21 protein-coding genes are annotated in these 22,423 nt (G+C 73.8%); 4 read left to right on the top strand and 17 right to left on the bottom strand.

Annotated elements, in window-relative coordinates; genetic code table 11:
• The first annotated feature begins 133 nt into the window (after nucleotides 1–133).
• Nucleotides 134–790 carry a GNAT family N-acetyltransferase gene (locus tag HS048_RS09655; protein WP_068894600.1) on the top strand — a complete coding sequence of 219 codons (657 nt, stop codon included), beginning with the start codon at nucleotides 134–136 and terminating at the stop codon, nucleotides 788–790.
• Here the strand turns inward: HS048_RS09655 and HS048_RS09650 are convergent.
• From HS048_RS09650 to HS048_RS09630, 5 genes are all read right to left on the bottom strand, one after another.
• Entirely contained in the window at nucleotides 775–1,623 is an 849-nt protein-coding gene (locus HS048_RS09650; RefSeq protein WP_307832406.1) for an endo alpha-1,4 polygalactosaminidase, read from the bottom strand. The genes HS048_RS09655 and HS048_RS09650 overlap by 16 nt on opposite strands.
• Before the next feature lie 284 nt (nucleotides 1,624–1,907).
• On the bottom strand, nucleotides 1,908–3,371 hold the full coding sequence (locus HS048_RS09645; protein WP_196466732.1) for an ATP-binding protein: 1,464 nt from the start codon (nucleotides 3,369–3,371) through the stop codon (nucleotides 1,908–1,910).
• A gap of 64 nt (nucleotides 3,372–3,435) precedes the next feature.
• Nucleotides 3,436–5,457: an acetoacetate--CoA ligase gene (locus HS048_RS09640; RefSeq protein ID WP_196466731.1), complete on the bottom strand. Its 2,022-nt coding sequence runs from the start codon at nucleotides 5,455–5,457 to the stop codon at nucleotides 3,436–3,438.
• A 184-nt stretch (nucleotides 5,458–5,641) separates the two neighbouring features.
• On the bottom strand, nucleotides 5,642–6,493 hold the full coding sequence (locus tag HS048_RS09635; RefSeq protein ID WP_196466730.1) for a serine hydrolase: 852 nt from the start codon (nucleotides 6,491–6,493) through the stop codon (nucleotides 5,642–5,644).
• A 148-nt stretch (nucleotides 6,494–6,641) separates the two neighbouring features.
• Complete coding sequence (locus HS048_RS09630) at nucleotides 6,642–7,571, bottom strand: LysR substrate-binding domain-containing protein (RefSeq protein ID WP_196466729.1); 930 nt, start codon at nucleotides 7,569–7,571, stop codon at nucleotides 6,642–6,644.
• Nucleotides 7,572–7,679: 108 nt separating this feature from the next.
• Between HS048_RS09630 and HS048_RS09625 the strand changes: the two genes are divergently transcribed.
• Nucleotides 7,680–9,245 (top strand): penicillin-binding transpeptidase domain-containing protein, encoded by a 1,566-nt coding sequence (locus HS048_RS09625; protein WP_196466728.1) that lies wholly within the window; start codon nucleotides 7,680–7,682, stop codon nucleotides 9,243–9,245.
• Between the two features lie 99 nt (nucleotides 9,246–9,344).
• Here the strand turns inward: HS048_RS09625 and HS048_RS09620 are convergent, their stop codons facing one another.
• From HS048_RS09620 to HS048_RS09595, 6 genes are all read right to left on the bottom strand, one after another.
• A complete protein-coding gene (locus HS048_RS09620) occupies nucleotides 9,345–10,058 on the bottom strand; it encodes an HAD family hydrolase (RefSeq protein WP_196467838.1) in 714 nt (237 codons plus the stop codon).
• Between the two features lie 138 nt (nucleotides 10,059–10,196).
• Nucleotides 10,197–10,832: an HAD family hydrolase gene (locus HS048_RS09615; protein WP_068894592.1), complete on the bottom strand. Its 636-nt coding sequence runs from the start codon at nucleotides 10,830–10,832 to the stop codon at nucleotides 10,197–10,199.
• Nucleotides 10,833–10,895: 63 nt separating this feature from the next.
• On the bottom strand, nucleotides 10,896–11,402 hold the full coding sequence (locus HS048_RS09610; protein WP_068894591.1) for a hypothetical protein: 507 nt from the start codon (nucleotides 11,400–11,402) through the stop codon (nucleotides 10,896–10,898).
• Between the two features lie 239 nt (nucleotides 11,403–11,641).
• Nucleotides 11,642–12,286 (bottom strand): HAD family phosphatase, encoded by a 645-nt coding sequence (locus tag HS048_RS09605; protein ID WP_068894590.1) that lies wholly within the window; start codon nucleotides 12,284–12,286, stop codon nucleotides 11,642–11,644.
• Nucleotides 12,287–12,378: 92 nt separating this feature from the next.
• Nucleotides 12,379–13,587, bottom strand: a complete 1,209-nt coding sequence (locus tag HS048_RS09600; RefSeq protein WP_196466727.1) for an RNA polymerase sigma factor — start codon at nucleotides 13,585–13,587, stop codon at nucleotides 12,379–12,381.
• Nucleotides 13,584–13,955, bottom strand: coding sequence for a YciI family protein (locus HS048_RS09595; RefSeq protein ID WP_196466726.1), 372 nt, complete (start codon nucleotides 13,953–13,955; stop codon nucleotides 13,584–13,586). The genes HS048_RS09600 and HS048_RS09595 overlap by 4 nt, the downstream gene beginning before the upstream one ends.
• A gap of 221 nt (nucleotides 13,956–14,176) precedes the next feature.
• Here HS048_RS09595 and HS048_RS09590 point away from each other — a divergent pair, with 221 nt between their 5' ends.
• Nucleotides 14,177–15,622 carry an MFS transporter gene (locus tag HS048_RS09590; RefSeq protein ID WP_230880790.1) on the top strand — a complete coding sequence of 482 codons (1,446 nt, stop codon included), beginning with the start codon at nucleotides 14,177–14,179 and terminating at the stop codon, nucleotides 15,620–15,622.
• A 163-nt stretch (nucleotides 15,623–15,785) separates the two neighbouring features.
• Here HS048_RS09590 and HS048_RS09585 read toward each other — a convergent pair whose 3' ends face one another.
• The 6 genes from HS048_RS09585 to HS048_RS09560 form a co-directional block, all read right to left on the bottom strand.
• On the bottom strand, nucleotides 15,786–17,126 hold the full coding sequence (locus HS048_RS09585) for a glycoside hydrolase family 3 protein (RefSeq protein ID WP_230880789.1): 1,341 nt from the start codon (nucleotides 17,124–17,126) through the stop codon (nucleotides 15,786–15,788).
• Between the two features lie 145 nt (nucleotides 17,127–17,271).
• Nucleotides 17,272–18,957: a phosphoenolpyruvate--protein phosphotransferase gene (gene ptsP, locus HS048_RS09580; RefSeq protein WP_196466724.1), complete on the bottom strand. Its 1,686-nt coding sequence runs from the start codon at nucleotides 18,955–18,957 to the stop codon at nucleotides 17,272–17,274.
• Entirely contained in the window at nucleotides 18,954–19,211 is a 258-nt protein-coding gene (locus HS048_RS09575; protein WP_068894585.1) for an HPr family phosphocarrier protein, read from the bottom strand. Before HS048_RS09575 ends, ptsP begins: the two co-directional genes overlap by 4 nt.
• A gap of 257 nt (nucleotides 19,212–19,468) precedes the next feature.
• Nucleotides 19,469–19,915: a PTS glucose transporter subunit IIA gene (locus HS048_RS09570; protein WP_068894584.1), complete on the bottom strand. Its 447-nt coding sequence runs from the start codon at nucleotides 19,913–19,915 to the stop codon at nucleotides 19,469–19,471.
• 198 nt (nucleotides 19,916–20,113) lie between these two features.
• Nucleotides 20,114–20,350, bottom strand: coding sequence for a glucose PTS transporter subunit EIIB (locus HS048_RS09565; protein ID WP_068894583.1), 237 nt, complete (start codon nucleotides 20,348–20,350; stop codon nucleotides 20,114–20,116).
• Between the two features lie 46 nt (nucleotides 20,351–20,396).
• Complete coding sequence (locus tag HS048_RS09560; protein ID WP_068894582.1) at nucleotides 20,397–21,431, bottom strand: SIS domain-containing protein; 1,035 nt, start codon at nucleotides 21,429–21,431, stop codon at nucleotides 20,397–20,399.
• Nucleotides 21,432–21,592: 161 nt separating this feature from the next.
• Between HS048_RS09560 and HS048_RS09555 the strand changes: the two genes are divergently transcribed.
• Nucleotides 21,593–22,333 (top strand): GntR family transcriptional regulator, encoded by a 741-nt coding sequence (locus HS048_RS09555; RefSeq protein ID WP_068894581.1) that lies wholly within the window; start codon nucleotides 21,593–21,595, stop codon nucleotides 22,331–22,333.
• The last annotated feature ends 90 nt before the right edge of the window (nucleotides 22,334–22,423 follow it).

Here is a 22,423-nt window from a genome sequence, read left to right as displayed (position 1 = left end):
TAGTTTAGTTACTTCGATCATGTGTTTTTTTCCGCTATCGAGGATCACCCGTTTCCCCCTGTCCGCCCGTCGCGCCACGGGGTCCGAGAAATCCGGTGGATTCTCCTTGACTGCGCGGGCAGGATCGGCAGGCATGCGGCGCTTTCCCGTCTTCCGGCTCCGGGTGACCACCCCCCGCCTCGAACTGCGGCTCCCGTCCCTCGACGACCTCGACGCGCTCGCCGATCTGGCCGCTCAGGGCGTGCACGACCCGCAGGGGATGCCGTTCGCCGTCCCCTGGACCGACGCGGAGCCCGCCGCGCGCGCCCGGGGCACGATCCAGTGGCAGTTCGGCCAGTGGTCGGCCTGGTCGCCGGAGAAGTGGAGCTGCTCCTTCGTCGTCGTCCGCGAGGGACAGGTCCTCGGGACCCAGGAGATCGCGGGCACCGACTTCGCGGTCACCCGCCAGGTCTCCACCGGCTCCTGGCTGGGGCGGCGCTTCCACGGGCAGGGGATCGGCACCGAGATGCGCACCGCCGTACTCCACCTGGCCTTCGACGGGCTGGGCGCCCGCCACGCGCGCTCCGGCGCGTTCGCCGACAACCACGCCTCGGCCGCGGTCTCCCGCAAGCTCGGCTACCGCGACGACGGCTTCGAGATCCTGAACCGCCGGGGCGAGGCCGCCGAGTCGCGGCGGTTCCGCCTGTCCCGCGACGACTGGACCACCCCGCCGGGATTCGGGATCCACGGCCTCGGACCGTGCCTCCCCTTCTTCGGAGCCGGCGGGGCGCCGGATCAGCAGGCGTCGTAGACGTAGTTGCGCTGGCCGGCCTTGCGCAGCGGCACGTCGCGCAGCATCACCGACAGGCGCGAGCCGAACCGCTTGCAGGTCTTCGTGAAGTCCGCCCGCCGGTACTCGACGACGATCACGTTGGAGCCGTACTCGCCGACGTAGGTGCCGCACTCGTCGTAACGGCCGCACTCCTCGGCCACCGCGAAGTCGAAGCCCGCCTTCCGGCCCGCCCCGGCGATCTCGGCCGAGTTCTTCTGCGCGATCGCCAGGCCCTCGGCGTGGGCGGCCTTGATGAGCAGCCCGGCGAACGCCAGCGCGTGCTCCTGCTTCACCAGCCCGCCCGAGCGGGAGAAGGTGTCCAGGTTGTCGATCTCGACGGCGTCGTAGCCCTTGTCCGCGCAGCCGGCGATCCAGCCGCCGACGATCCCGGCGAGGGCGGCGCGCTTGGCCGGGGTCCGGACGTCGAGCAGCAGCTCGCCCCACTCCTCGTCCTCGACGTGGGCGCCGCCCGCGTCCTTGAGCAGGAGGTCGTCATGGGTCCGCTTCCACCAGGCGGTCTCGTCCGGCTGGGTCTGGAAGCCGTTCACGTAGCAGATGTTGTAGAGACCCGCGGCCGGAGCCTCGGTCCGGTCGCGCGAGACGATCCGCGTCCCGGCGGGAGGGGTGTACCCGCCGCCGAGCTGGTAGTCGGCCTTGGCGTTCGCCGGCGGGAGGACGGGCGCGGAGGCCGCGGCGGCGCCCGCCGTACCGGTGGGGAGCACGGCGCCGAGGAGGGCCGCGGTCGCCGCCAGGAGCGCGGCGCTCCGGCGGAAGCGGTGCGTCGGACGCGTCGTCGCTCGGGGGAAGGGCACGAAGAGGTTCTCCTGTACGGCTCGGCGCCCGCCCCGCACCCCGCACGGCGGGCATGCCGGAGGGCCGGTGGCCGGACGCGGACGGATCCACTCCGCCTCCGGCCGGGGACGCCGGCCGGAAGCGGCCATCAGGTGCGGCAGCACGCTAACAGACGGACGCCTTACCGGCCGGCCCGATTCACCACTTTTAAACGTCTTATAAGGATATACGTATTGTAATTATCTGATAACATATCGCTGAACGTGCACATCCCGCCTTGTCGCGGCTGCCGCTCGGCCCGGCCTCAGCCGTACAGCACGGGCAGGTCCACGAGGAGCACGCGGTCGTCCCCTCGAGCGGCCGAGGTGAGGTCGGCATCGAAGCCCGCACCGCTGTAGCACGCCAGGACGGTGCGGGAGGTGTCGTAGCCCTTGGCGGCGAGCAGGTCCCGGGCCCGCCGCAGGCGCTGCAGGTGCCTGACCCCCATGACCTTGTCCCACTTCGCCTCCCCCAGGGAACGCACCGCGCGGGCCTCGTTCGGGTAGGCGGGGCCGAGGACGGCGACGTCCACCTGGATCTGCTTCCTGGTGGACGGGTCCACGACGGTGCCCGCCGCGACCTCGCCCACCCCGCCCTCGAAGACCTCGCGCGCGTGACGGGTCGCGAACTCCCGGCAGAGGTTCTCGAAGTGCGGCCCCATGACCTTGGAGAGGAAGCGCTGCCGGGACCGCTCCCACACCTCCTGCGCGTGGCCCAGCCCCAGGTCGGTCCATTCGGGGCGCATGACGGCCTGGTAGAAGGAGATCAGCGGTTCGGTGATCCTGTACTGCGAGGCGGACTTGAACGCGTCCTTCTCCTTCGCCAGGAGCCCGCAGTCCTCCAGCACGTTGATCGGGTGGGCGATGTCGGATGACTTGTAGCCGATGTGACCCGCGATCCCGCCCCACGTGCCGTTCCCCTCGGCGACCGCGGCCAGGACCGAGTGGTAGAGCGCCGGGTCCCGGATGTCCGCCTCCTCGGCCAGCAGGTAACGTCCCTCCCGGAAGAGGGAGGTGCGGCGGTTGAGGACCGTGCGGACCACCCAGCCGTCGAAGTCCTCCAGCGAGGCGGGGAGGTCACCGGCCGTGAACTCGTCCCGGTAGGCGGGCGTCCCGCCCACGATCGCGTGCACCAGCGCGGCCAGCCGGGGGTCGGAGATCCCCCAGAACTCCGCGGCCTCGCGGAAGCCCAGCGGCTGGACGAGCAGTTCCAGCCGGGCGCGTCCCCGCAGCGGAGCCTGACCCGACAGGATATTCCCCATCACGGAGAGCGCGGAACCGCAGATCAGCACCCGGGCGAGGCTGCTCCCCCGATGGGTCCGCCCGCGCAGGTCGATCTCCTGCTTGAGGATGGACGGCAGCGCGGGCTCGGCCTTCATCAGGTAGGGGAACTCGTCGATGATCAGCGGGAGCGGCCGGTCCTTCGGAAGGGAGAAGAAGAACGCCAGCGCGTCCCGCCAGTCCGCGAAGGGGTAACCCACCGGCGATCCCGAGTATCTGGCCATGGCCATGCCGAAGAGCCGGAGCAGCTCGATGCTCGTCCCCTCGGCCGCCTCGAAGTAGAAGCCGCCCGTCTCCTCGGCGAGCGCCTTGAGCAGGAACGTCTTGCCCTGCCGGCGTCGGCCGCTGACCACGCCGAACGCCACCTCGGCCTGCGTGCCCGCGGCGAAGGACGCCAGGGACTCCCACTCCCACGCGCGGCCGAAGACGTGGTCCGGCTTCTCGACCATGGATGCCTCCGCATATCACTGGAGTACAGACCAGTGGACTGTACTCCAGTGATATGCGGTCGTCTCAGGATTCGGGAGTGAAGGCGAAGAGCACCTCGGGGTTGGCCATGGCGTCGAGGTTGGCGGCCTGCTCGGGCGGGACGCCGAGGAGGATCTTGCGGATCGGGACCTCCAGCTTCTTGCCGCTCAGCGTGCGGGGGATGCCGGGCACCTCGGTGATCTCGTCGGGGACGTGGCGCGGGGAGAGCTCGGTGCGCAGGGCCGTACGGAGGCGGGCCACCAGGTCGCCGGTGAGCTCCGCGCCCTCGGCCATGGCGACGTAGAGCAGCAGGCGCCCCTCCTGGCCGAGCTGGCCGGTGTCGATGACCAGGCTGTCTGCGATCTCCTCGAAGCGCTCCACCACCCGGTAGAACTCGCTGGTGCCCATCCGCACTCCGCCCCGGTTCAGGGTCGAGTCGGAGCGGCCGTAGATGACGCAGCCGCCGTCGGGCAGGATCTTGATCCAGTCGCCGTGCCGCCAGACGCCGGGGTAGTCGTCGAAGTAGCTCTCCCGGTAGCGCGAGCCGTCGGGGTCGTTCCAGAACATGACCGGCATGGACGGCATCGGCACGGTCAGCACCAGCTCGCCCACCTCGCCGGCCACCGGCTGCCCCGACGGGTCGAACGACTCCACCTTCGCGCCCAGGCACCGGCACGGAATGACGCCCGCGCGGACCGGGAGCAGGGGGACCGCGCCGACGAAACCGGTGCACACGTCGGTGCCGCCGGAGAACGAGCCGAGCTGCACCTCCGGGAGCGTGTCGTGCACCCAGGCGAAGCCCTCGGGCGGGAGCGGCGAGCCGGTCGAGCCGAGGCCGCGCAGCCGTTCCAGCCCGCCCGGCTCCAGCCCCGCCTTCATCGAGGCGGTGATGTACGGCGCGCCGGTCCCGAAGTAGGTGACGCCCTCCTCGGCGGCCAGCCGCCACAGGGCGCCGGTCTCCGGATGGGTGGCCGAGCCGTCGTAGAGCAGCACGGCCGAGCCGACCAGCAGACCGCCGACGAGGTAGTTCCACATCATCCAGCCGGTCGTGGTGTACCAGAAGAACACGTCGTCGGGGCCGAGGTCCTGGTGGAAGGAGAGCGCCTTGAGGTGTTCCAGGACGATGCCGCCGTGGCCGTGCACGATCGGTTTGGGCAGGCCGGTGGTGCCGGAGGAGTAGACGATCCAGAGCGGGTGGCCGAAGGGGACCCGCTCGAAGGCCAGGGGGCCGTCGGCCGACCGCAGCTCCTCCCAGGTCAGCACGGTCGCGGGGCCGCCCGGGGTTCCGTCCCCGTCCACCGCGCCGCCCGCGCCCGCCGTACGGCCCGCGTCCGGCGTGTCTTCCGTGCCCCGCGTGTCTCCCGTGCCCGCCGTACGGCCCGCGCCGGGTGCGGGCAGGCGGACCAGGGCGGCGAGCGTGGGAAGCCGCGCGGCGATGTCACCGGCCACGCCGGACCGGTCGAAGTGCCTGCCGTTGTAGTCGTAGCCGTCCACCGCCAGGAGCACCTTGGGCTCGATCTGGGTGAAGCGGTCGATCACACTGGGCGCGCCGAAGTCCGGGGAGCAGGAGGACCAGATCGCCCCCAGGGAGGCGGTGGCGAGGAAGGCGACGAGCGTCTCGGGCACGTTGGGGGCGTAGGCGGCGACCCGGTCGCCCCGGCCGACCCCCAGGGCCGCGAGCCCGGTGCGGACCCGGGCGACCTCGGCGGCCAGCTCGCCCAGCGTGAGCGTCCGCCGCCCGCCCGACTCGTCGCGGGAGACCACCGCGAGCCGCCCGGGCTCCGCCTCGGCGCGGCGCAGCGCGTTCTCCGCGTAGTTCAGCGCCGATCCTGTGAACCATTCGGCCCCGGGCATCGTCCCTGATATGACGGGCCCGTCACCACGCTCCCCCACCACGCCGAAGTAGTCCCAGACCGACGCCCAGAACTCCTCCGGAGCCTCCACCGACCACTGCCAGAGCGCCTGGTAGTCGACCGGCCGGCCGAGCCACTCCATGTATGCGGTGACCTTGGCGTTCTTCGTGACGTCCGGGGTGGGTTCCCAGAGCAGCGCACCTTCCTTGACCATGCTCCCATCCTTCCCGCGCCCCGCTCGGATGTCATCCCCCGGACCCACACACCCGCACCTCACGGCATGTGGACCTCTCACACGACCGTGCCCGCGGCGCCGAGACCGCGACCTCAGGCGGCTCGAGGGGGCTTGAGGAGCCGGGAGCGTCCCGGGAACCGGACGCACCCGAGCCGGAGGCGCGTCAGGAGCGCAGCCGCTCCACGGCGATCCGGGCGGCGGTGCCGATCACCGCGTCGGCGCGCGGCTGGTTCTGCGCGGTGCCGTACGAGCGGGTGAAGACCGCCACGGCGTAACGGCCCCCGTCGGGGTACTCCACCACCCCGGCCTCGTTGCGGAGCGTCGGCAGCGTGCCGGTCTTCCCGCTGACGGCGACGTCGTCGTACGGGAAGCCCGAGGCGAGCCGGTGCGGCCAGACCTGCAGGCCCAGCAGGCGGCGCATCCACGCGCAGGACTCCGGCGAGGCGGCCTCGTCCCGCCAGATCATGCCGAGCAGCCGGGTCGTCTCGCGCGGCGTGCTGCGGTTGGTGCGGGCCGGGTCGAGCACGCGCAGCCGGGCGACCACCGCCGGGTCGGTCGGCATGTCCTCCTGCCCGGCGTCCTCCACGATGCTCGCGAACAGTCCGGCGCAGTCGTGCTCCAGCCACGTGCCGGCCAGGCCGAAGGAGGCGAGCATGGTGTTGACCGCCGCCAGGCCGACCCGGCCGATCAGGGTGTCGGCGGCGGTGTTGTCGCTCACCGCGATCATCAGGTAGGCCAGGTCCCGCAGGGAGATCGTCACGTCGTCGGTCATGGCCGACACCCCGGTGGGCCCGGGGGTGTGGCCGTCCGCCACGATCCTGACCCGCTCGGCCGGATCCAGCGCCCCCCGGTCCGCCTGCCGGAAGAACTCCACCAGCAGCGCCACCTTGAACACCGACGCCGTGACCACGGCCTGGTCCGCCCCGTGGGCGATCTCGGCCCCGGTGTCCAGGTCCACGGCGTGCAGGAACCCGGTGACGCCCGCCGTGCGGAACAGCCCGTCGAAGTCCGTCACGCCCGCACCCTCCGTGCCCGCGACGTCCCGAGCGTCCCGGACGTCCTCCGTGCCCGCGACATCCCGGGCATCCCAGGCCTCCTCCGTGCCCGCGACATCCCGAACACCCCAGGCCTCCTCCGTGCCCGGCCCGCCGGGCGGGCGCCCGTCATGCCAGGAACCCCGTGGCGGGGCGGGCCCGCACCCGCCGCACCGGCGCCGCGCCGTCGTCCGTCATCCCGGCATTCTCCTTCAGCACCCGTACGGCCACCGCCCCGAAGACCTCGGCCGCCGGTCCCGCCTCCCCCCGCCAGGCGGTCGAGACCCGCCAGGCCAGCGGCTCGCCCAGCAGCGGCCGCCAGCGCAGGCCGGGCAGTTCCACGCGGGGCCCGAAGGCGATCGCGGTCCCGGCGATGACCAGCCCCAGGGTCTGCGCCTCGTGCACCTCCTCCGGGACGAACCCGTGGCGGCGGCACTCCGCGAGCGTCTCCTCCTGCAGCCCGGGCTCCCCGGGGAACAGGACGAGCCGGCGGCCGGCCAGGTCGGCCAGGTGCACCGACGGCCGCTCCGCGAGCGGATCCGACTCGGTCAGCACCACTCCCGGACGCTGGACGAGCACCGGGCCGAAGCTCAGGTCGGCGGCGGCGACCGGATGCCGGACCACGCCCACGTCGAGGGTGCCCGCGGCGAGCCCGGCCGCCTGATCGGTGCTCCACATCTCGGCGGGCGCGAGCCGCACCCCTCGGTCCGCCTCCCGGAACCCGTCGATCAGCGCGGCGATCACCGCCGAGCCCAGGTCCGGGGGGACGCCGACCCGCAGGACCTCGCCCTCGCCGCCCTCGCCGCGCTCGGCGAGGGCGCGCAACCGCTCGACCCGGGCGACGATCTCCTGTGCCTCGGGCAGGAGCGCCTGCCCGGCCGCGGTCAGCCGCACCCGGCGATTGGACCTGTCGAACAGCCGCACGCCCAGTTCCTCCTCCAGCCGGCGGATGCGCTGGCTGAGCGGCGGCTGCGCCATGCCGAGCCGGACGGCGGCGTTGCCGAAGTGCAGTTCCTCGGCGACGACGGTGAAGTAGCGCAGGTGCTTCACCAGGTCCATGGGCAGCGATGATATCTCTCCCGCTATCAATTCCTAACATATATCGATATTGGACACACAGGCGTCTCCTCTGGTCTCCTCTGCCGATGAAGACAAGGGGGAACGCTCATGAAGCCGAGAAACCGCGTCATCGCCGCCGCGGCGGCCCTGCTCGTCCCGGCCGTCGCGGCCGGCGGGGCCGTGTGGGTCCTGCGCACCCAGGGCTCACCCGAGCAGACGGCCCGGGACTTCCTCACCGCCTGGGAGCGGCAGGATCACTCGGCGATGCGGGCGCTCACCGTGGGCCCTCCCGCCGACTTCGACCGCTGGTACCAGCGGTTCCGGACCGACCTGAAGCTGACCGGGGCCCGCTTCGAGGTCACCGGCGCATCCGGCGGCACCGACGGCAGCGGCGGCCCCGGCGGCGCGGCCGTACGCTTCCGCGCCCACCTGAAGGGGGCGGTGGACTGGAGCTACGACGGCTCGCTGACACTGGTCGAGCACGAGCGGGCCTGGCGGGTGAGGTGGAGCCCGGCCGCCGTCCACCCCCGGCTCGGCCCCGGCCTGCGGATCAAGGCTGTGACGGTCGAGGCCCAGCGGGCACCGGTCCTGGCCGCCGACGGCACCCGCATCGACACCGCCTCCGCCCCCGGCTCGGTGCAGCAGCTCGTCGAAGCGCTCACCGAGACCTACCACGACCGCCTCACCGGCTCCGCCTCCGCCCGGGTGGACCTGGTGAAGAGCCGGACGAAGGTCGCCACCCTGGCCATCGCCGAAGCCAGGCCCGGCCGGGAGCTGAGGACCACGATCGACCTGCGGGTCCACCGCGCCGCCGCCGACGCGCTCACCGCCACCGGCAAGCCCGCCTCCCTGGTGGCGGTCCGCCCCTCCACCGGGGAGATCCTGGCGGCGGCCAACAAGCCGGGCGGGTTCAACCGGGCCCTGCTCGGCCACTACCCGCCGGGATCGACGTTCAAGGTCGTCACCGCCTCGGCGCTGGTGGCCGGCGGCATGACCGCCGAGGAGCGCACCGCCTGCCCGGCCGAGCAGAACATCGGCGGCTTCCCCTTCCACAACGCCGGTTTCAAGGACTACGGCACGCCCTCGCTGCGCGAGGCGTTCGCCCACTCGTGCAACACCACGTTCGGGCGGCTGAGCGTCGACCGGCTCGGCGGGGAGCGGCTGGCCGAGGTCGCCGCGGGCTTCGGCTTCGGCGCCCCGGTCCAGCCGGGCGTGCCCGCCGTACGGGCGGAGTTCCCCGCGCCGAAGGACGACACCGACCTCGCCTCGGCCTCGATCGGCCAGGGCCGCGTGCTGACCAGCCCGCTGAACATGGCCGCCGTCGCCGCGGCCGTCGCCGACGGCTCCTGGCGCCCGCCCCGGCTGGTGGACCCCGGCCTGCTTCCCCCCGCCGAACCGCGCGAGCTCGAACCCGAGGTGGTACGGGCCCTGCGCACGCTGATGCCCGCGGTCGTGGTGGAGGGCACCGCCAGCGCGGTCTCCTTCCCGCCCGGTACGGCGGGCAAGACCGGCACCGCCGAGTACGGCTCCGGCGCCGAACCGCCCTCGCACGCCTGGTTCATCGGCTACCGGGACGACCTGGCCTTCTCCGTGATCGTGGAGGGCGGCGGCTCGGGTTCGGCGGTGGCCGCCCCGATCGCCGCCCGCTTCCTGACCGCCCTGGCGGACTCCTGACCGGCCGGGCGGACTCCTGACCGGCGGGTCTCGACTCTGACCGCCCAGGCGGACTCCTGACCGGCCGGGCGCTGCGAGCGGGCGGCAGGACGGCTGGCGTCAGCCGGTCCGGGCGGAGGCGGTGAGGCGGGTCACCGCCTCGACGAGCCTGACCGGGTCGGACAGGTCCGGCAGGACCACGTCCGCGCCCGCCTCGTGCAGCTCGGCCGGGAGGGACCGCCCGGTGGCGACCGCGATCATCGAGGCCCCGGCGATCCGGGCGGCCTGCACGTCCCGGGCCGAGTCGCCGATCAGCACGGTGTTGCTCCCGTCGAAGACGGCGCCGTGCCTGCGTCCCGCGCGGCCCTGCGCCACCTGGAGCAGGCTGGCCTTGGGGTAGACCTCCTCCCCGTAGCCGCCGATCTCGAAGTCGACGTAGCGGTCCAGGCCGAACGCGGTCAGCTTGTGCACGGCGTTGCTCCTGATCGTGCCGGTGAGCACCGACTGCACCGTGCCGCCGAGCCGGGCCACGGCCTTCAGCGCGTCCTTCGCCCCGGGCATCGCCCTGCCCTCCTTGGCCAGCCGCCTGCGCCGGGCGCCGAAGGCCTCGGCCAGCGCGTCCAGGAACTCCGGGAGGTGCTCATCGGAGGCGACGACCCCGTTGATCGCCAGGGTCTCGAAGACGATCTCGGAGTCGGGCCGGCCGTTGTGCTGGGTCAGCTTCACCAGCGGCCTCCCGGTGACCCGCCGGAAGGCGTCGGCGTACGCGTCGCGGGTGACGATGGACACGTCGACGAGGGTCAGATCGACGTTCCAGAGAACGAGGCGGTTGATCGTGGCCTCCGGAAATGGGTGGGATGCCAGAGTACGGCCGCCGCCGTACTCCGGCCGCCCCCGATGCCGAAACCATCCGGGACCGTCCGGTGCGGACGGCCCGGTGCGGACGGCCCGGGAGGAACCAGGAGGACCCGCTCAGGCGTGGTCGACGGCGTCCGCGAGGGTGTCCACCACCGGGACGCCCAGCGCCTGCAGGTCCCTGCGGCTGGTCATGCCGCCGGTGTAGAGCACCGCCCGGGCCCCGACGTGCTGCGCGGCGTGGGCGTCGTCCACGCTGTCGCCGATCACGAGCACGTCGGCCGGGTCGACGCCCAGGGCCTTGATATGGGCCACCATGGACTCGGCCTTGTGCCCGCCGGGCACGCTGTGCAGCAGCCCGTCGACGCGGGTGAAGTGCCGGTCGATGCCGTACTCGGCGACCTTGGCGACCAGGCGCTCGTGCCACCACATCGACAGCAGCGACTGGCTGCCGCCCGCCCGCTCCCACTCCCGCAGAGTGGAGAGCGCGTCGGCCGTCAGGCCGCACTCCAGCATCAGCCGGTGGTAGTGGTCGTGGAAGCCCTGGTCCATCAGCTCCCACTCGCCGTCGGCCAGCGGGCGCCCGAGCATGCGCTCGTAGGCCGTCCAGATCGGGCGGGTGTAGACGGCGCGGAAGCCGTCGGCGTCGTAGGCGCCCACGCCGTACGGCTCGAAGACCGCGTTGGTCGCGCCGACCACGGCCTCGATGTCGTCGAAGAGCGTGCCGTTCCAGTCCCAAACGATGTGTCTCATATCGCCACCAAGACTAGTCAGCGCTCCGCGTGCCCCTCACCGGGATAAAACCGGGGCAGGGCTTCAGCCGACCAGGTCGGGGATCTCCTGGGTGGCGTACCACAGGAGCTCGTGGGCCTCGGCGCCGTCCACGGTGAAGCGCGCGTCGTCGTCGCCGGCGTCGGCCGCGGGCAGCGCGGCGACGGCGGCCTCGACGTCGGCGGCCGCCGACTGCTCGTCGACGTGGACGGCGGCGATCTCCTCCAGCGCGACCGCGCGCGCGAGCCGCACCCGCGACCGCTCGGCGAGGTCCGCACCCACGGCCACGGCCTCGTCCGGCACCTCCGCCGCGATCACCACCCGGCGCGCGGCGACCTCCACGCCGTCGGCGCGGTCGGCGGCCAGCATCCGCAGGGACGCCCTGGCCGCGTCGGTCAGGGCGACGTACTCCAGTTCCTCGGTGTCGCCCGAGGCGTACCACTCGATCAGCGCGGGGGTCACCGCGTAACCGGTCAGCGGGGCCGGGCCGAACTCCTTCGCGGTGGCCACGCGGGCCAGCGCCGGGAGCGTGGCCGGCAGGTAGACGCGCATCCGTTCCTCGATCTGCTCATACGATCTCTGCTGCGGCGCGGCGGCGAAGGCCGGCGCCGGATGACACCCGAGTCTGCCAGTCCCCTCGGCCCGTCCGCGAGATCCGGTCCCCCGGCGGCGAGCCGGGCTCCGGACGGGTCCCGGGAGCACCGCGGGCACGGCGGCCCCGCGAACACGGCGGGCACGGCCCCTCGCGCGACACGCACGGACACCGGGCACGGACACCGGGCAGGCCGCCCTCAGCGCAGGGAGACGCCGAGGAGCCCCTCCAGCTCGGTGATGGTCGTCTCGGCGTCCCTGTGGTGCACCCCGGTGATCCCCAGCGCGCGGGCCGCCGCGATGTTGGCCTCGATGTCGTCCACGAACACGCACTCGGGGCCGGAGAGCCCCACCAGGTCCAGGGTGTGCCGGAAGATCCGCGGCTCCGGCTTGCGCATGCCGATCTCGCCGGAGATGACCACGTGGTCGAAGAGGTCCTCCCACGCGTCCCGGGGGTAGTCGTTGGCCCAGGAGTTGGAGAGCAGGCAGGTCTTCAGGCCGGCGGCGCGGGCGGCGGCCAGCATGTCGTACATCGGCTGGACCGGCTGGAAACCGGCGAACATCCGGGTCAGCAGCCCCTCGGCGACCGGCGGCACGCCGTCCAGCGTGAGCAGCCTCCTCGCCAGGTCCTGCTCGAAGTCCAGGGCGGAGATCTCGCCGCGCTCCAGCGCGTGGATCGTGTTCTCCCCGTCCGCGGCGCCCTCGTAGGCGTGCATGATCAGCTCGCGCATCACGTCGCGGTAGCGGTCCGGGTCGATCCGCTCGGCGGCGATCCACACGTCGATCGCCTCACGCAGCCCGGTGGTGAGAACGCCGCCCCAGTCGATCAGCACGCCCTTGAACATCCCGCCTCCTCGTCTGGAACGGGTTACAGGTTAGGCGCAGCCGCCGGGGAGGCGGAACCGGGCGGGTGCCGGTGGGGGGATCGGGGCGGGGCCTACGCCCTCACCCGGCCCGCCCGGGACTCCAGGTAGCGTCGCTCGGCGAGGCTGGCGGTGGCCTTCGCGGCGCGCCGGTAGTGCTCGTACGCCCCGGCCGTGTCGCCGGTCTTCTCCAGCAGGTGCGCCCGCACGGACAGCAGCCGGTGGTGCCCGGCCATGCGCTCGTCACCGTCCAAGGCGGACAGCAGGGCCAGCCCGGCCGCCGGGCCCGCGGTCTCGGCGAGCGCGACCGCCCGGTTGAGGGTGACCATCGGGTTGGGCGCGATCCGTTCCAGGACCAGGTAGAGGGCGTGCACCTGCCGCCAGTCGGTCTCCCCGGCCGTGGCCGCGTCGGCGTGCGTGGCGGCGATGGCGGCCTGGAGCAGGTACGGTCCCAGCGCCGGGCCGGCCAGCGACGCCTTGACCAGCTCGAGGCCCTCGTCGATCAGCCCGCGGTCCCACTCCGTACGGTCCTGCTCGTCCAGCGGCACCAGGTCGCCGGCCGCCGTCGTCCGCGCCTTGCGGCGGGCGTGGGTCAGCAGCATCAGCGCGAGCAGCCCGGTCACCTCACCGTCCTCGGGCAACTGCGCGTGCAGCATCCGGGTCAGCCGGATCGCCTCGTGCGCGAGGTCGACCCGGTGCAGCTCGCTGCCCGAGGAGGCGGTGTAGCCCTCGTTGAAGATCAGGTAGAGCACGTGCAGGACGACCCGGAGCCGTTCCTCGCGCTCCGCGCCGTCCGGCAGGCCGAACGAGCTGCCGGCGGCCCTGATGCGCTGCTTGGCCCGGCTGATCCTGGCCGCCATCGTGCCCTCCGGCACCAGGAACGCGCGGGCGATCTCGGCCGTGGTCAGACCGCCGACCGCCCGCAGCGTCAAGGCGGTCTGGGAGGCCGCCGTCAACGCCGGATGGCAGCACAGGAACAGCAGGACCAGCGTGTCGTCGGTGTCCGGCACCTCGGGTGCCGCCCTGGCGGCCGTCGCCGACTCCCGTTCGCGGCGCGCGTGGTCACTGCGCATCTGGTCGATGAGCCGGCGGGACGCGACGGCCACCAGCCAGCCCCGCGGATTGTCCGGCAGGCCCTCGGCCGGCCACTGCACGGCCGCGGCGAGGACGGCCTCCTGCACGGCGTCCTCGCACTCCTCGAACCGGCCGTACCGGCGTGCCAACGCGCTGAGGACCTGCGGCGTGAGCTCGCGCAGCAGGTCCTCGATGGCCGATGCCGTCATGCCTCCAATTGTCCGTCAGCGAACATCACCTGCCGCACCTCGATCCCGAGACCCTCGATCGCGGCGTCCGGGATCCGCGCCGCCAGCTCGATCGCCCGCTCCCTGTTCTCGCAGTCGATCAGGTAGAAGCCGCCCAGGTACTCCTTGGCCTCCAGGAAGGGCCCGTCGGTCACCACCGGCTGACCGTTGCGCACGGACACCACGGCGGCCTGCGACGGGTCGGCCAGCGCCTGTGTGGTGATCAGCTCGCCGGACCTCTTCAGCGCCTCGATGAACCTGCCGTGGCCGTCGCCGATCGCCGCCTTCTCCTCGTCGGTCAGCGCGTCCAGCACGGCCGGGTTGATGTGCATGCCGATCAGGAACTTCATCTCGCACCCCTCGTGGTTCACGGGCCCCGGACCGGGCCCTTCGACCGGTCGGTCGGAGCGGTCATCGCCGTCTTGACATCCCCTCCGGAACTTTCGCACGGATTCTCTTCCCGCCGATGTCAAGAAGCCCCCGCCCGCTCCGACCGACCGGCGAAACGTCGAGAGAACAGAGAGCCTCGGATATGCGAATCAACCGGGCATGGCTGGGAGCGGCCCTCCTCATGCTGCCGACATTCGTCGTCGCGGTGGACACGACGGCGCTGCTCCTCGCGCTCCCGCAGCTGAGCGCCGACCTGGGCGCCACCGGCGTCCAGCAGCTGTGGATCAGCGACGGCTACGGATTCCTGGTGGCCGGCCTCGTCATCACGATGGGCACGCTCGCCGACCGGATCGGCCGGCGGCGGCTGCTGATCATCGGCGCGGCGGCGTTCGCGGTGCTGTCGGTCGTGGCCGCCTTCGCGACCGACCCGCTGCTGCTGATCGTCGCGCGTGCGCTGCTGGGCGTCGCGGGCGCGACCCTGGCGCCGTCCACACTCGCCCTGCTCACCGGCATGTTCCACGAAGAGCGGGAGCGCGGGAGGGCCATCGCGATCTGGGCGGCCTGCCAGTTCACCGGCGGCGCGCTCGGACCCGTCCTCGCCGGTTTCCTGCTCCAGCACTTCTGGTGGGGATCGGTGTTCCTGGCCGCCGTGCCGGCGATGGCGCTGCTGGTGCTCGCCGGGCCGGTCCTCCTGCCGGAGTTCCGCAGCGACCGGGCCGGCCGGCTGGACCCGGCCAGCGTCGGGCTGTCGCTCGCGGCGGTGCTCCTGACGGTGTACGGCGTCAAGCAGCTGTCCGTCGAAGGCGCGCGGGCGGTGCCGGTGGCGGCCCTGGTCGTCGGCGCGGCCGTCGGAACGCTGTTCGTACGCCGGCAGCTACGGCTGGAGACGCCGCTGCTGGACCTGCGGCTGCTGCGCAACCGCCGGTTCACGGCCGTACTCGTCGCACTGGTCGGCGCCGGCATCGCCATGGCCGGTACTGGCCTGCTGGTGACCCAGTACCTGCAGAGCGTGCTGGGCTTCTCTCCGGTCGCGTCGGCGGCGCTGTTCGCACCCATGGGCCTGGGCGTGGCGGTCGGCACCATGACCGCGCCGGCGCTGGCCCGGCGGACGGGGCGGACGACCGCGATCGCCGGCGGGATGGCGGGATCGGCGCTGGGCAGCCTGCTGCTCGTCGGTGTCGGCGGTACGGGTTCCCTGCCGCTGGTGATGGCCGGCATCGCCGTACTGGCGCTGGGCACCGGCCCGCTGTTCGCGCTGGGCACCGGGCTGGTCGTCGGGGCCGTACCGCCGGAGCGGGCCGGCTCGGCGGCGTCGATGTCGGAGACCGGCAACTACCTCGGCGGCTCGCTCGGCTTCGCGCTGCTCGGCGTGGTGGCCGCGGTGGTCTACCGCAGCCGGATGGGCGGCACGTCCGACTCACTGGCCGACGCGGTCGCCGCCGGCCGGCACCTGCCCGCCGGTCAGGGCGCGGAACTGCTGCACACCGCGCGGGAGGCGTTCACCGCCGGCCTGCACGTCACCGCCGTCGTCGCCGCACTCGTCTTCACCGGGCTGGCCGTACTGGTCCTGGCCATGCGCCCGGCCGTCCCGGCCGCGCTGCCCGGCTACGAGGCGACCCGGTCGTAGAACCCGCCGGGGCCGGCGCTCCCCGCCGCGGGCGGCCCGGCGGCCGGCGGAGCGGGCCGGGAGACCGGCCCGTCAGGCCGCCGGCGACGGGCCCGCCGCCGGTCCCGCCCGGTCCTCCCTCCACCATGGCCGCTCCCTCTGAAGGCCGGGCTCAGGACAGGGCCTACCGGGCCCTGGAGGTGATCAGCGAGGCGACCTTGCGGTGCGCGGCCGAACGCAGCACCCGCTCCGCCTCGGCCGGGTCCGCCACCGGGGCCTTCGCCAGGAGGCCCCGGGCGGCCTTCAGCTTCAGCAGCCGCCGCACGGACTCGTCGAGCCGCTCGCCGGAGATCCGGCCGGACCGCACCGCGGCCAGCACCGCCCCGTGCGCCTTCGGGTAGTCCGGCGGCATCAGCAGCAGGTCCGCCCCGGCCAGGACGGCCCGCACGGCCACCTCGCCGTCGCCGTACTTCTCGCGCACACCCGCCATGTTCAGCGCGTCGGTGGAGACGACGCCCTCGAAACCGAGCTTCTCGCGGAGCAGCCCGGTCAGGATCGGCTTGGAGAGCGTGGCCGGGTCCCCCGACGGGTCGAGCTTCGGCATGACCACGTGGGCGCTCATGATCGCGTCGACGTCCGCCTCGATGGCGGCGGCGAACGGCGGCGCGTCCAGCTTCGACCACTGGGAGCGGGAGTGCTCGATCACCGGGAGGCCGGTGTGGCTGTCGACGCTCGTGTCGCCGTGGCCGGGGAAGTGCTTGGCCGTGGCGGCGACCCCGGCGTCGTGGAAGCCCCTGACCGCGGCGGCGACCATCGGCGCGACCTTCTTCGGGTCCGAGCCGTAGGCGCGCGGACCGATCACCGGGTTGCGGGGGTTGACGTTCACGTCGGCGACCGGGGCGAAGTCGAGGTTGACGCCCAGCGCCCGCAGCTCGGTCCCGGTCACCTCGGCGGCTCTGCGCGCCAGCGAGGGGTCGCCGGTGGAGCCGATCACCTTCGCCGCGGGCAGCTCGGTGACCAGCGGCGCGAGCCGGGAGATCTGCCCGTTCTCCTGGTCGGCGCCGACGAGCAGCGGGATCTCCGGCGAGGCCTTCTGCATGCCGTTGGTCAGCGCGACGAGCTGCCGGACGTTCTTCACGTTGTCCGCCCAGGGGAACAGGATCACCCCGCCGGGCCGGTATTTGGCGATCACCTTGGCCGGCGTGGCCGCGCCGAAGCGGGCCTGGTTCTCCCCGGACGAGGCGGTGGCCGACGAGCCGTACAGGACGGGCATGAAGAGCTGGCCGACCTTCTCCTCCGTGCTCATCCCGGCGAGCACGTCCTCCACCGAGGAGGACGAGCGCGCCGAGCCCTCGGAGGTCGCCTCCGGCCGGGCGGCGGCCGTCTCCCGCACCGCCGGGGCGGCCTCGTTCGCCCTGCCCGCGGAGGGGCCGCCGGAGGCCTGAGAGGCGGCCCCCGAACCGGCGCAGCCGGCCGCCATCGTCACGATCACTGCAAGACCCGTCGTACGAATGCACCGAACCATGGCGACCACGCTATCCGCGCGGGCGACCGGACGGCCCGGCGCTTCGCCGTCTCTTTAGCTCCCGCCGGTCCCACCGGGCCCTCCGCGCCCCGGGCCGGACGTCCCCGTCCTGAAGGCCCCCACCGCCCGGAGCGTCCCGGACGCCTCAGAGCCCCAGCCCGGACAGGCCCGGCAGGTGCGCCCGAGCGGCGTCCCGCGCCTGTGCGGGCGAGGCGGCCGCCCGCGCGGCCCGCGCGGCGAGCCGGCACTGCTCCCGGCTGTGCCGCGCCAGGGCCGCCCGTACGGCGGGCAGCGCGGGAGCGCTCATCGACAGCGAGGCCGCGCCGAGCCCGACCAGCACGCAGGCGAGGACCGGGTCCCCGGCGGCCTCTCCGCACACCCCGCACGGCCGGTCCCGCCCGGCGGCCCCGGCCGCGGCCAGGGCGACCAGGTCGAGCAGGGCGGGCTGCCAGGCGTCGTGCAGCGCGGCCAGCGCGGCCACCTGGCGGTCGGCGGCGAAGGCGTACTGCGCCAGGTCGTTGGTGCCGACCGAGAAGAAACCGGCCTCGGCGGCCAGGTCGGCGGCGCGCAGGGCCGCGGAGGGCACCTCGATCATGACGCCTGCGGACGCCAGGCCCGCCTCCCGGCACGCGGCCGCGAACAGGGCCGCCTCCTCGGCGGTCGCCACCATCGGGGCCATCACCCGGAGCACGGCCGTACTCCGGGAGGCCGCCCGCGCCAGAGCGGCCAGCTGGGTCTCCATCACCTCGGGGTGGAGCCGCAGGAGCCGTATCCCGCGCTCCCCCAGCGCCGGGTTCGGCTCCTCGCCCGGCGGCGGCAGGAACGCCAGCGGCTTGTCCGCCCCCGCGTCGAGCGTGCGCACGACGACCTGCCCGCCGGGGAACGCCTCCAGCACCTCCAGGTAGGCCGCCTCCTGCTCCTCGGCCGACGGCGCCTCCGCCCGGCCCAGGAAGAGGAACTCGGTCCGGTAGAGCCCGACGCCCTCCGCGCCGTGCTCCAGCGCGTCCGCCAGGTCCTGCGGCCCGCCGATGTTGGCCAGCAGCGGCACGGCGTGCCCGTCCGCGGTCGCGCCGGGGCCGGTGACCGCCGCGAGCGCGGCCCGGCGGGCGGCGGCGGCCCCGCGGGCGGCGGACACCTCCTCGCCGGAGGGCGCGAGCCGTACCAGGCCCGAGGAGCCGTCGGCGAGCACCGGCGTGCCCGGGGCGACGGCGGTCGCGCCGGGGCACGCCACCACGGCCGGCACGCCCATCGCCCGCGCGATGATCGAGGTGTGGCTGGTCGGGCCGCCCTCCTCGGTGACGAACGCGGCCACCTGGTCCGGGGAGAGCAGCGCGGTGTCCGCCGGGGCCAGGTCACGGGCGACGAGCACGTACGGCTCCGCCCCGGCGGGCGGCGCGTCCGCCACCGGCCGGCCCTCCAGGACCGCGAGCGCGCGGTCCCGGACGTCGTCCAGATCGGCGACGCGGGCGCCCAGATAGCCGCCGGCCTCGGCGAGCATGCTCCGGTAGCGGCCGAATCCCTCGTAGACCGCGCGGGCGGCGCCCTTCCCGGCCCGGACCAGATCGGCGACCCCGTCCGACAGGCCGGGGTCGCGCGCCATCAGGGCCTGGGCCTGAAGGATCTTGCCGCCCTCGCCGCCGGCCCGCTCCCCCCGCTCCTGGAGGTCCGCGGCGACCCGTTCCAGCGCCAGGAGCGCCCGGTCCCGCTCCGCTCCGGCGTCCCCGCCGTGCGGGACGTCGGCCGGAGGCGGCGGGACCGCCCGGGACATCACGTGGGCGGGTCCGAACCCGGCGCCGGGGCTCACTCCGATCCCCTGGAGCGTCCCGCTCATGGCGCCGAGGCGATCTCCGCCAGCCGGTCGAGGAGTTCCTCCGCCCCTTCGCCCTCCGCCCTGATCACCACGGTGTCGCCCTGGCGGACGTCGAGCGAGAGGACGCCGAGGATGCTCTTGGCGTTGACCGGCTTGCCGCCGGCCTTGGCGACCGTGATGTCCAGCGCGGCCTTGGCCGCGGTCTGCACGAACGTCGCCGCGGGGCGGGCGTGCAGACCGACCTCGGCCTTGACGATGACGTGACGCTCGGGCACGGGCTCCTCCTGAAAGATCCGGCCGGGTGGTCTAGACCGCCCGGCTCGCCGTATGGCCGGGGAGGGCCGGTCGGCCCCGCCGGACCACGGCCGCGGGACGAGCCCGCGGCCTCCGGCGCTTCCACCCCGCGCCCCGATCTCCCTCCTCCGCGAGACCGGGTCACGGGGCCTCGTTCCCCCCGAGAGCGCGAATTGCACTTAAGTCCTATTCTTCCCGAAGATCCACTTTCCGCCTCCACCGCCGTCGCACCCGGGCCTCAGGCCCATCGGAACAGCTCGTCCCCGGCGTCCACGACCCCGTCGGCGATCTCCGTGACGGCCTCGGCGAACGCGTCCAGCGCCACCACCGGGCAGACCGGGGAACGCCCCCCCGCCTCGATCCCGGCGGGGTTCCAGGCCACCACGGGCTGGCCCGCGCTCACCCGGTCGCCCTCGGCGGCCAGCAGCTCGAAGCCCTCCCCCCGCAGCTGCACGGTGTCGATGCCCAGGTGGACCAGGATCCCCCGGCCGTCGTCCCCCACCACCACGAAAGCGTGCGGGTGCAGCTTGTGGATCCGCCCCGCGATGGGCGAGACCACCCGGCCGGGCCGGCGCACCGGGTCGATCGCCGCCCCCGGCCCGACCAGCCCTTCGGAGAACACGGGATCGGGAACCGCCGTGAGGCCGACGGCCGTCCCCGCGACCGGGGCCAGAACTGCGGTCATCACCCTCCCTCGGGCCGTACGTGCCCGCGCCGGCGGGGACGGTCCACCGCGCTCCTCGACCTGCACCGCACTCCTCGGCCCACGGACCCCGGCGGCTCCGGCGGTCCGGGCGGACCCCGACGGTCCAGCCGCCCCGACGGTCCGGGCGGCCCCCGGCGGCTCCGGGCGGGCCCGCCGGAGCGGGCCCCCGCCGGGCCCTCAGCCGATGATGTCCTCGATGTCCCCGGCGATGGTGTCGGCCTGGGGCCCCACCACCACCTGGACGACGTTGCCCGCGGCCATGACCCCGTGGGCGCCGGCCGCCCGCAGCGCGGCCTGGTCGACCTTCGAGGCGTCGCGCACCTCGGTCCGGAGCCGGGTGATGCACGGTTCGATGTCGATGATGTTCTCCGCGCCACCGAGCCCCGCGATGATCGCGTCGGCGTCTGCCGCCATGTCGTCCTCCTGCTTCGACGGTCCCCGACCAGACTAGGTCCGGGCGTCAGTCCGTCTGGGTCACCTTGTTGAGGCCGCGCGGCGCGTCGGGGTCGATCCCCAGCCGCCGCGAGAGCGCCTCGGTGAGCAGCTGGCCGGGGACGACGAGGCCGAGCGGGGCGACCCACTCGGGCAGGTCGGGCCCGTTCAGCGCCGCCGTGCCGGCCGCCGCGAGCCGGGGGCCGCCGCCCACGGTGAAGGCCGCGGCGCCGGCGCCGACGACCCGCTCGGCGAGCGCCACCGTGCCGTCCAGGGTCGGGCCGTCCCCGGCCGCGACCAGGATCGCCGGAGTGTCGGCGTCCACCACGGCGATCGGGCCGTGCAGCAGGTCGGCGTAGGACAGGCCCATGGCGTGCAGGTAGCAGGCCTCCTTCAGCTTGAGCGCCGTCTCCAGGGCGGTGGAGAAGGCCAGCCCGCGGCCGGAGACCACGACGCCCGGCTTGTCCGCCAGCCCCTCCACGACGTCGTCCAGGTCGCCCGGGTCCCCGATCAGCTTCTCCACGGCCTCGGGGACCCGCCGCAGGTCGCCGGGGTCGACGTCGGCGCCCAGACCGAGGCCGAGCACGGCCAGCGCGGCGAGCTGGGTGGTGTAGGTCTTGGTCGCCGGGACGGCCTTCTCCTCGCCCGCCAGGGTGCACAGGGCGAGGTCGGCGGCCTGCGCCAGCGGGCTCTCCTCACCGCCGTTGGTGATCGCCACGGTCCTGGCGCCGCAGTCCTTCGCCCAGGCGAGGGTCTCGACGATCTCCTCGGTCCGGCCCGACTGGGACAGGCCGACGGCCAGCACGCCGTCGAGGTCGAGCCGGCGCCGGTAGGTGGTGGCGATCGAGGGGGCGGCGAGGGTGGACAGGCGGCCCGTGTGCGCCTCGGCGAGGTATCGGCCGTAGACTGCGGCGTTGTCGGAGGTGCCACGGGCGACGAACAGCAGCTGCCGGGTCTCCCGCGCCAGGCGCTCCACCTCCCCGACCCTGGGGAGAAGGGCGTCCAGCGTGGCCTGCAACGCAGCGGGCTGCTCGGCGATCTCGCTGCGCATCTTGGTCGTCATCTCGCGCTCATCCTTCGGCTCGGACAGGCGCGATCGGGCCGTTATCGATCCGTCGCCGGTCCGTACGTTGACACCCTTTTCCGGCCTGTGGTCTAGTCCGGACTAGACCAGTACGAACCATAGCCCATCAGACATTCCATATCGAGAGGGGGCGGAATCCCATGGCGCAGATCGATCCGGACAGCCCGATCCCGAAGTACTTCCAGCTCCGCGAGATCCTGCTCGACCTCATCGACAGCCACGAACTGGCCATCGGCACGGCGATCCCGTCCGAGCGCGAGCTCTGCCAGCGCTTCGGGCTCTCCCGCATGACCGTACGGCAGGCGGTCGACCACCTGGTCTCCGAGGGCAGGCTGCAGCGCGTCGCGGGCAAGGGCACCTTCGTGGCCCGGCCCAAGATCGAGATGCCGCTCCGGCTGACCTCGTTCAGCGACGAGATGCGCGCCCGCGGCATGGAGCCCGGCTCGCGCGACCTGGACCGCCGGGTGGTGCGCGCCAGCGCCCACCTGGCCAGGGAACTGGGCATCCAGGCGGGTGACGAGGTGCACTTCATCGAGCGGCTGCGCACCGCGGCCGGTGAACCCATGTGCATCGAGCGGGCCCACATCCCCGTCTCCCTCGCGCCGGACCTCGCCGCCCACGACCTGACCGGCCGCTCCCTCTACGCCCTGCTGGAGACCCGCTACGGGCTGATGCTCGACGCGGGCGAGCTGACCATCGACGCGGGCATCGCCGACCCCGGCGACGCCGACCTGCTGAAGCTGCCGCGCGGCGGGGCCGTCCTGCTGCTCCAGCGGCGCTCGTTCGCCGGGGGCGTCTGCGCCGAACTCGGCGTCTCCACCTACCGTGCCGACCGCTACCAGCTCCGCACGGTGCTGGAGACGCCGGCGCGCCGCGCCTGACCCCGCCCCTCCCGGCCCCGCCCGCCCACCGGGGAAACACCCGGTCACACGCTCCCGGCCCGAGGGCGGGGATCTGCACGCTGGAGGCAA

The organism is Planomonospora sp. ID91781, from assembly GCF_015711595.1.
Lineage (GTDB): Bacteria > Actinomycetota > Actinomycetes > Streptosporangiales > Streptosporangiaceae > Planomonospora > Planomonospora parontospora.
Note: the sequence above shows the minus strand (reverse complement) of the source record. Positions and strands in the feature narration are given on the sequence as shown.

Bases quoted from the DNA above. Each gene is read 5' to 3' on its own strand.
- HS048_RS09595 (WP_196466726.1), bottom strand. From the start codon at position 13,955: ATGAAGTTCCTGATCGGCATGCACATCAACCCGGCCGTGCTGGACGCG.
- HS048_RS09565 (WP_068894583.1), bottom strand. From the start codon at position 20,350: ATGGCGGCAGACGCCGACGCGATCATCGCGGGGCTCGGTGGCGCGGAG.
- HS048_RS09645 (WP_196466732.1), bottom strand. From the start codon at position 3,371: ATGGTCGAGAAGCCGGACCACGTCTTCGGCCGCGCGTGGGAGTGGGAG.
- HS048_RS09615 (WP_068894592.1), bottom strand. From the start codon at position 10,832: ATGAGACACATCGTTTGGGACTGGAACGGCACGCTCTTCGACGACATC.
- ptsP (WP_196466724.1), bottom strand. From the start codon at position 18,957: ATGAGCGGGACGCTCCAGGGGATCGGAGTGAGCCCCGGCGCCGGGTTC.
- HS048_RS09655 (WP_068894600.1), top strand. From the start codon at position 134: ATGCGGCGCTTTCCCGTCTTCCGGCTCCGGGTGACCACCCCCCGCCTC.
- HS048_RS09570 (WP_068894584.1), bottom strand. From the start codon at position 19,915: ATGACCGCAGTTCTGGCCCCGGTCGCGGGGACGGCCGTCGGCCTCACG.
- HS048_RS09560 (WP_068894582.1), bottom strand. From the start codon at position 21,431: ATGACGACCAAGATGCGCAGCGAGATCGCCGAGCAGCCCGCTGCGTTG.
- HS048_RS09585 (WP_230880789.1), bottom strand. From the start codon at position 17,126: ATGGTTCGGTGCATTCGTACGACGGGTCTTGCAGTGATCGTGACGATG.
- HS048_RS09625 (WP_196466728.1), top strand. From the start codon at position 7,680: ATGAAGCCGAGAAACCGCGTCATCGCCGCCGCGGCGGCCCTGCTCGTC.
- HS048_RS09605 (WP_068894590.1), bottom strand. From the start codon at position 12,286: ATGTTCAAGGGCGTGCTGATCGACTGGGGCGGCGTTCTCACCACCGGG.
- HS048_RS09630 (WP_196466729.1), bottom strand. From the start codon at position 7,571: ATGGACCTGGTGAAGCACCTGCGCTACTTCACCGTCGTCGCCGAGGAA.
- HS048_RS09640 (WP_196466731.1), bottom strand. From the start codon at position 5,457: ATGGTCAAGGAAGGTGCGCTGCTCTGGGAACCCACCCCGGACGTCACG.
- HS048_RS09590 (WP_230880790.1), top strand. From the start codon at position 14,177: ATGCTGCCGACATTCGTCGTCGCGGTGGACACGACGGCGCTGCTCCTC.
- HS048_RS09610 (WP_068894591.1), bottom strand. From the start codon at position 11,402: ATGCGCGTCTACCTGCCGGCCACGCTCCCGGCGCTGGCCCGCGTGGCC.
- HS048_RS09600 (WP_196466727.1), bottom strand. From the start codon at position 13,587: ATGACGGCATCGGCCATCGAGGACCTGCTGCGCGAGCTCACGCCGCAG.
- HS048_RS09555 (WP_068894581.1), top strand. From the start codon at position 21,593: ATGGCGCAGATCGATCCGGACAGCCCGATCCCGAAGTACTTCCAGCTC.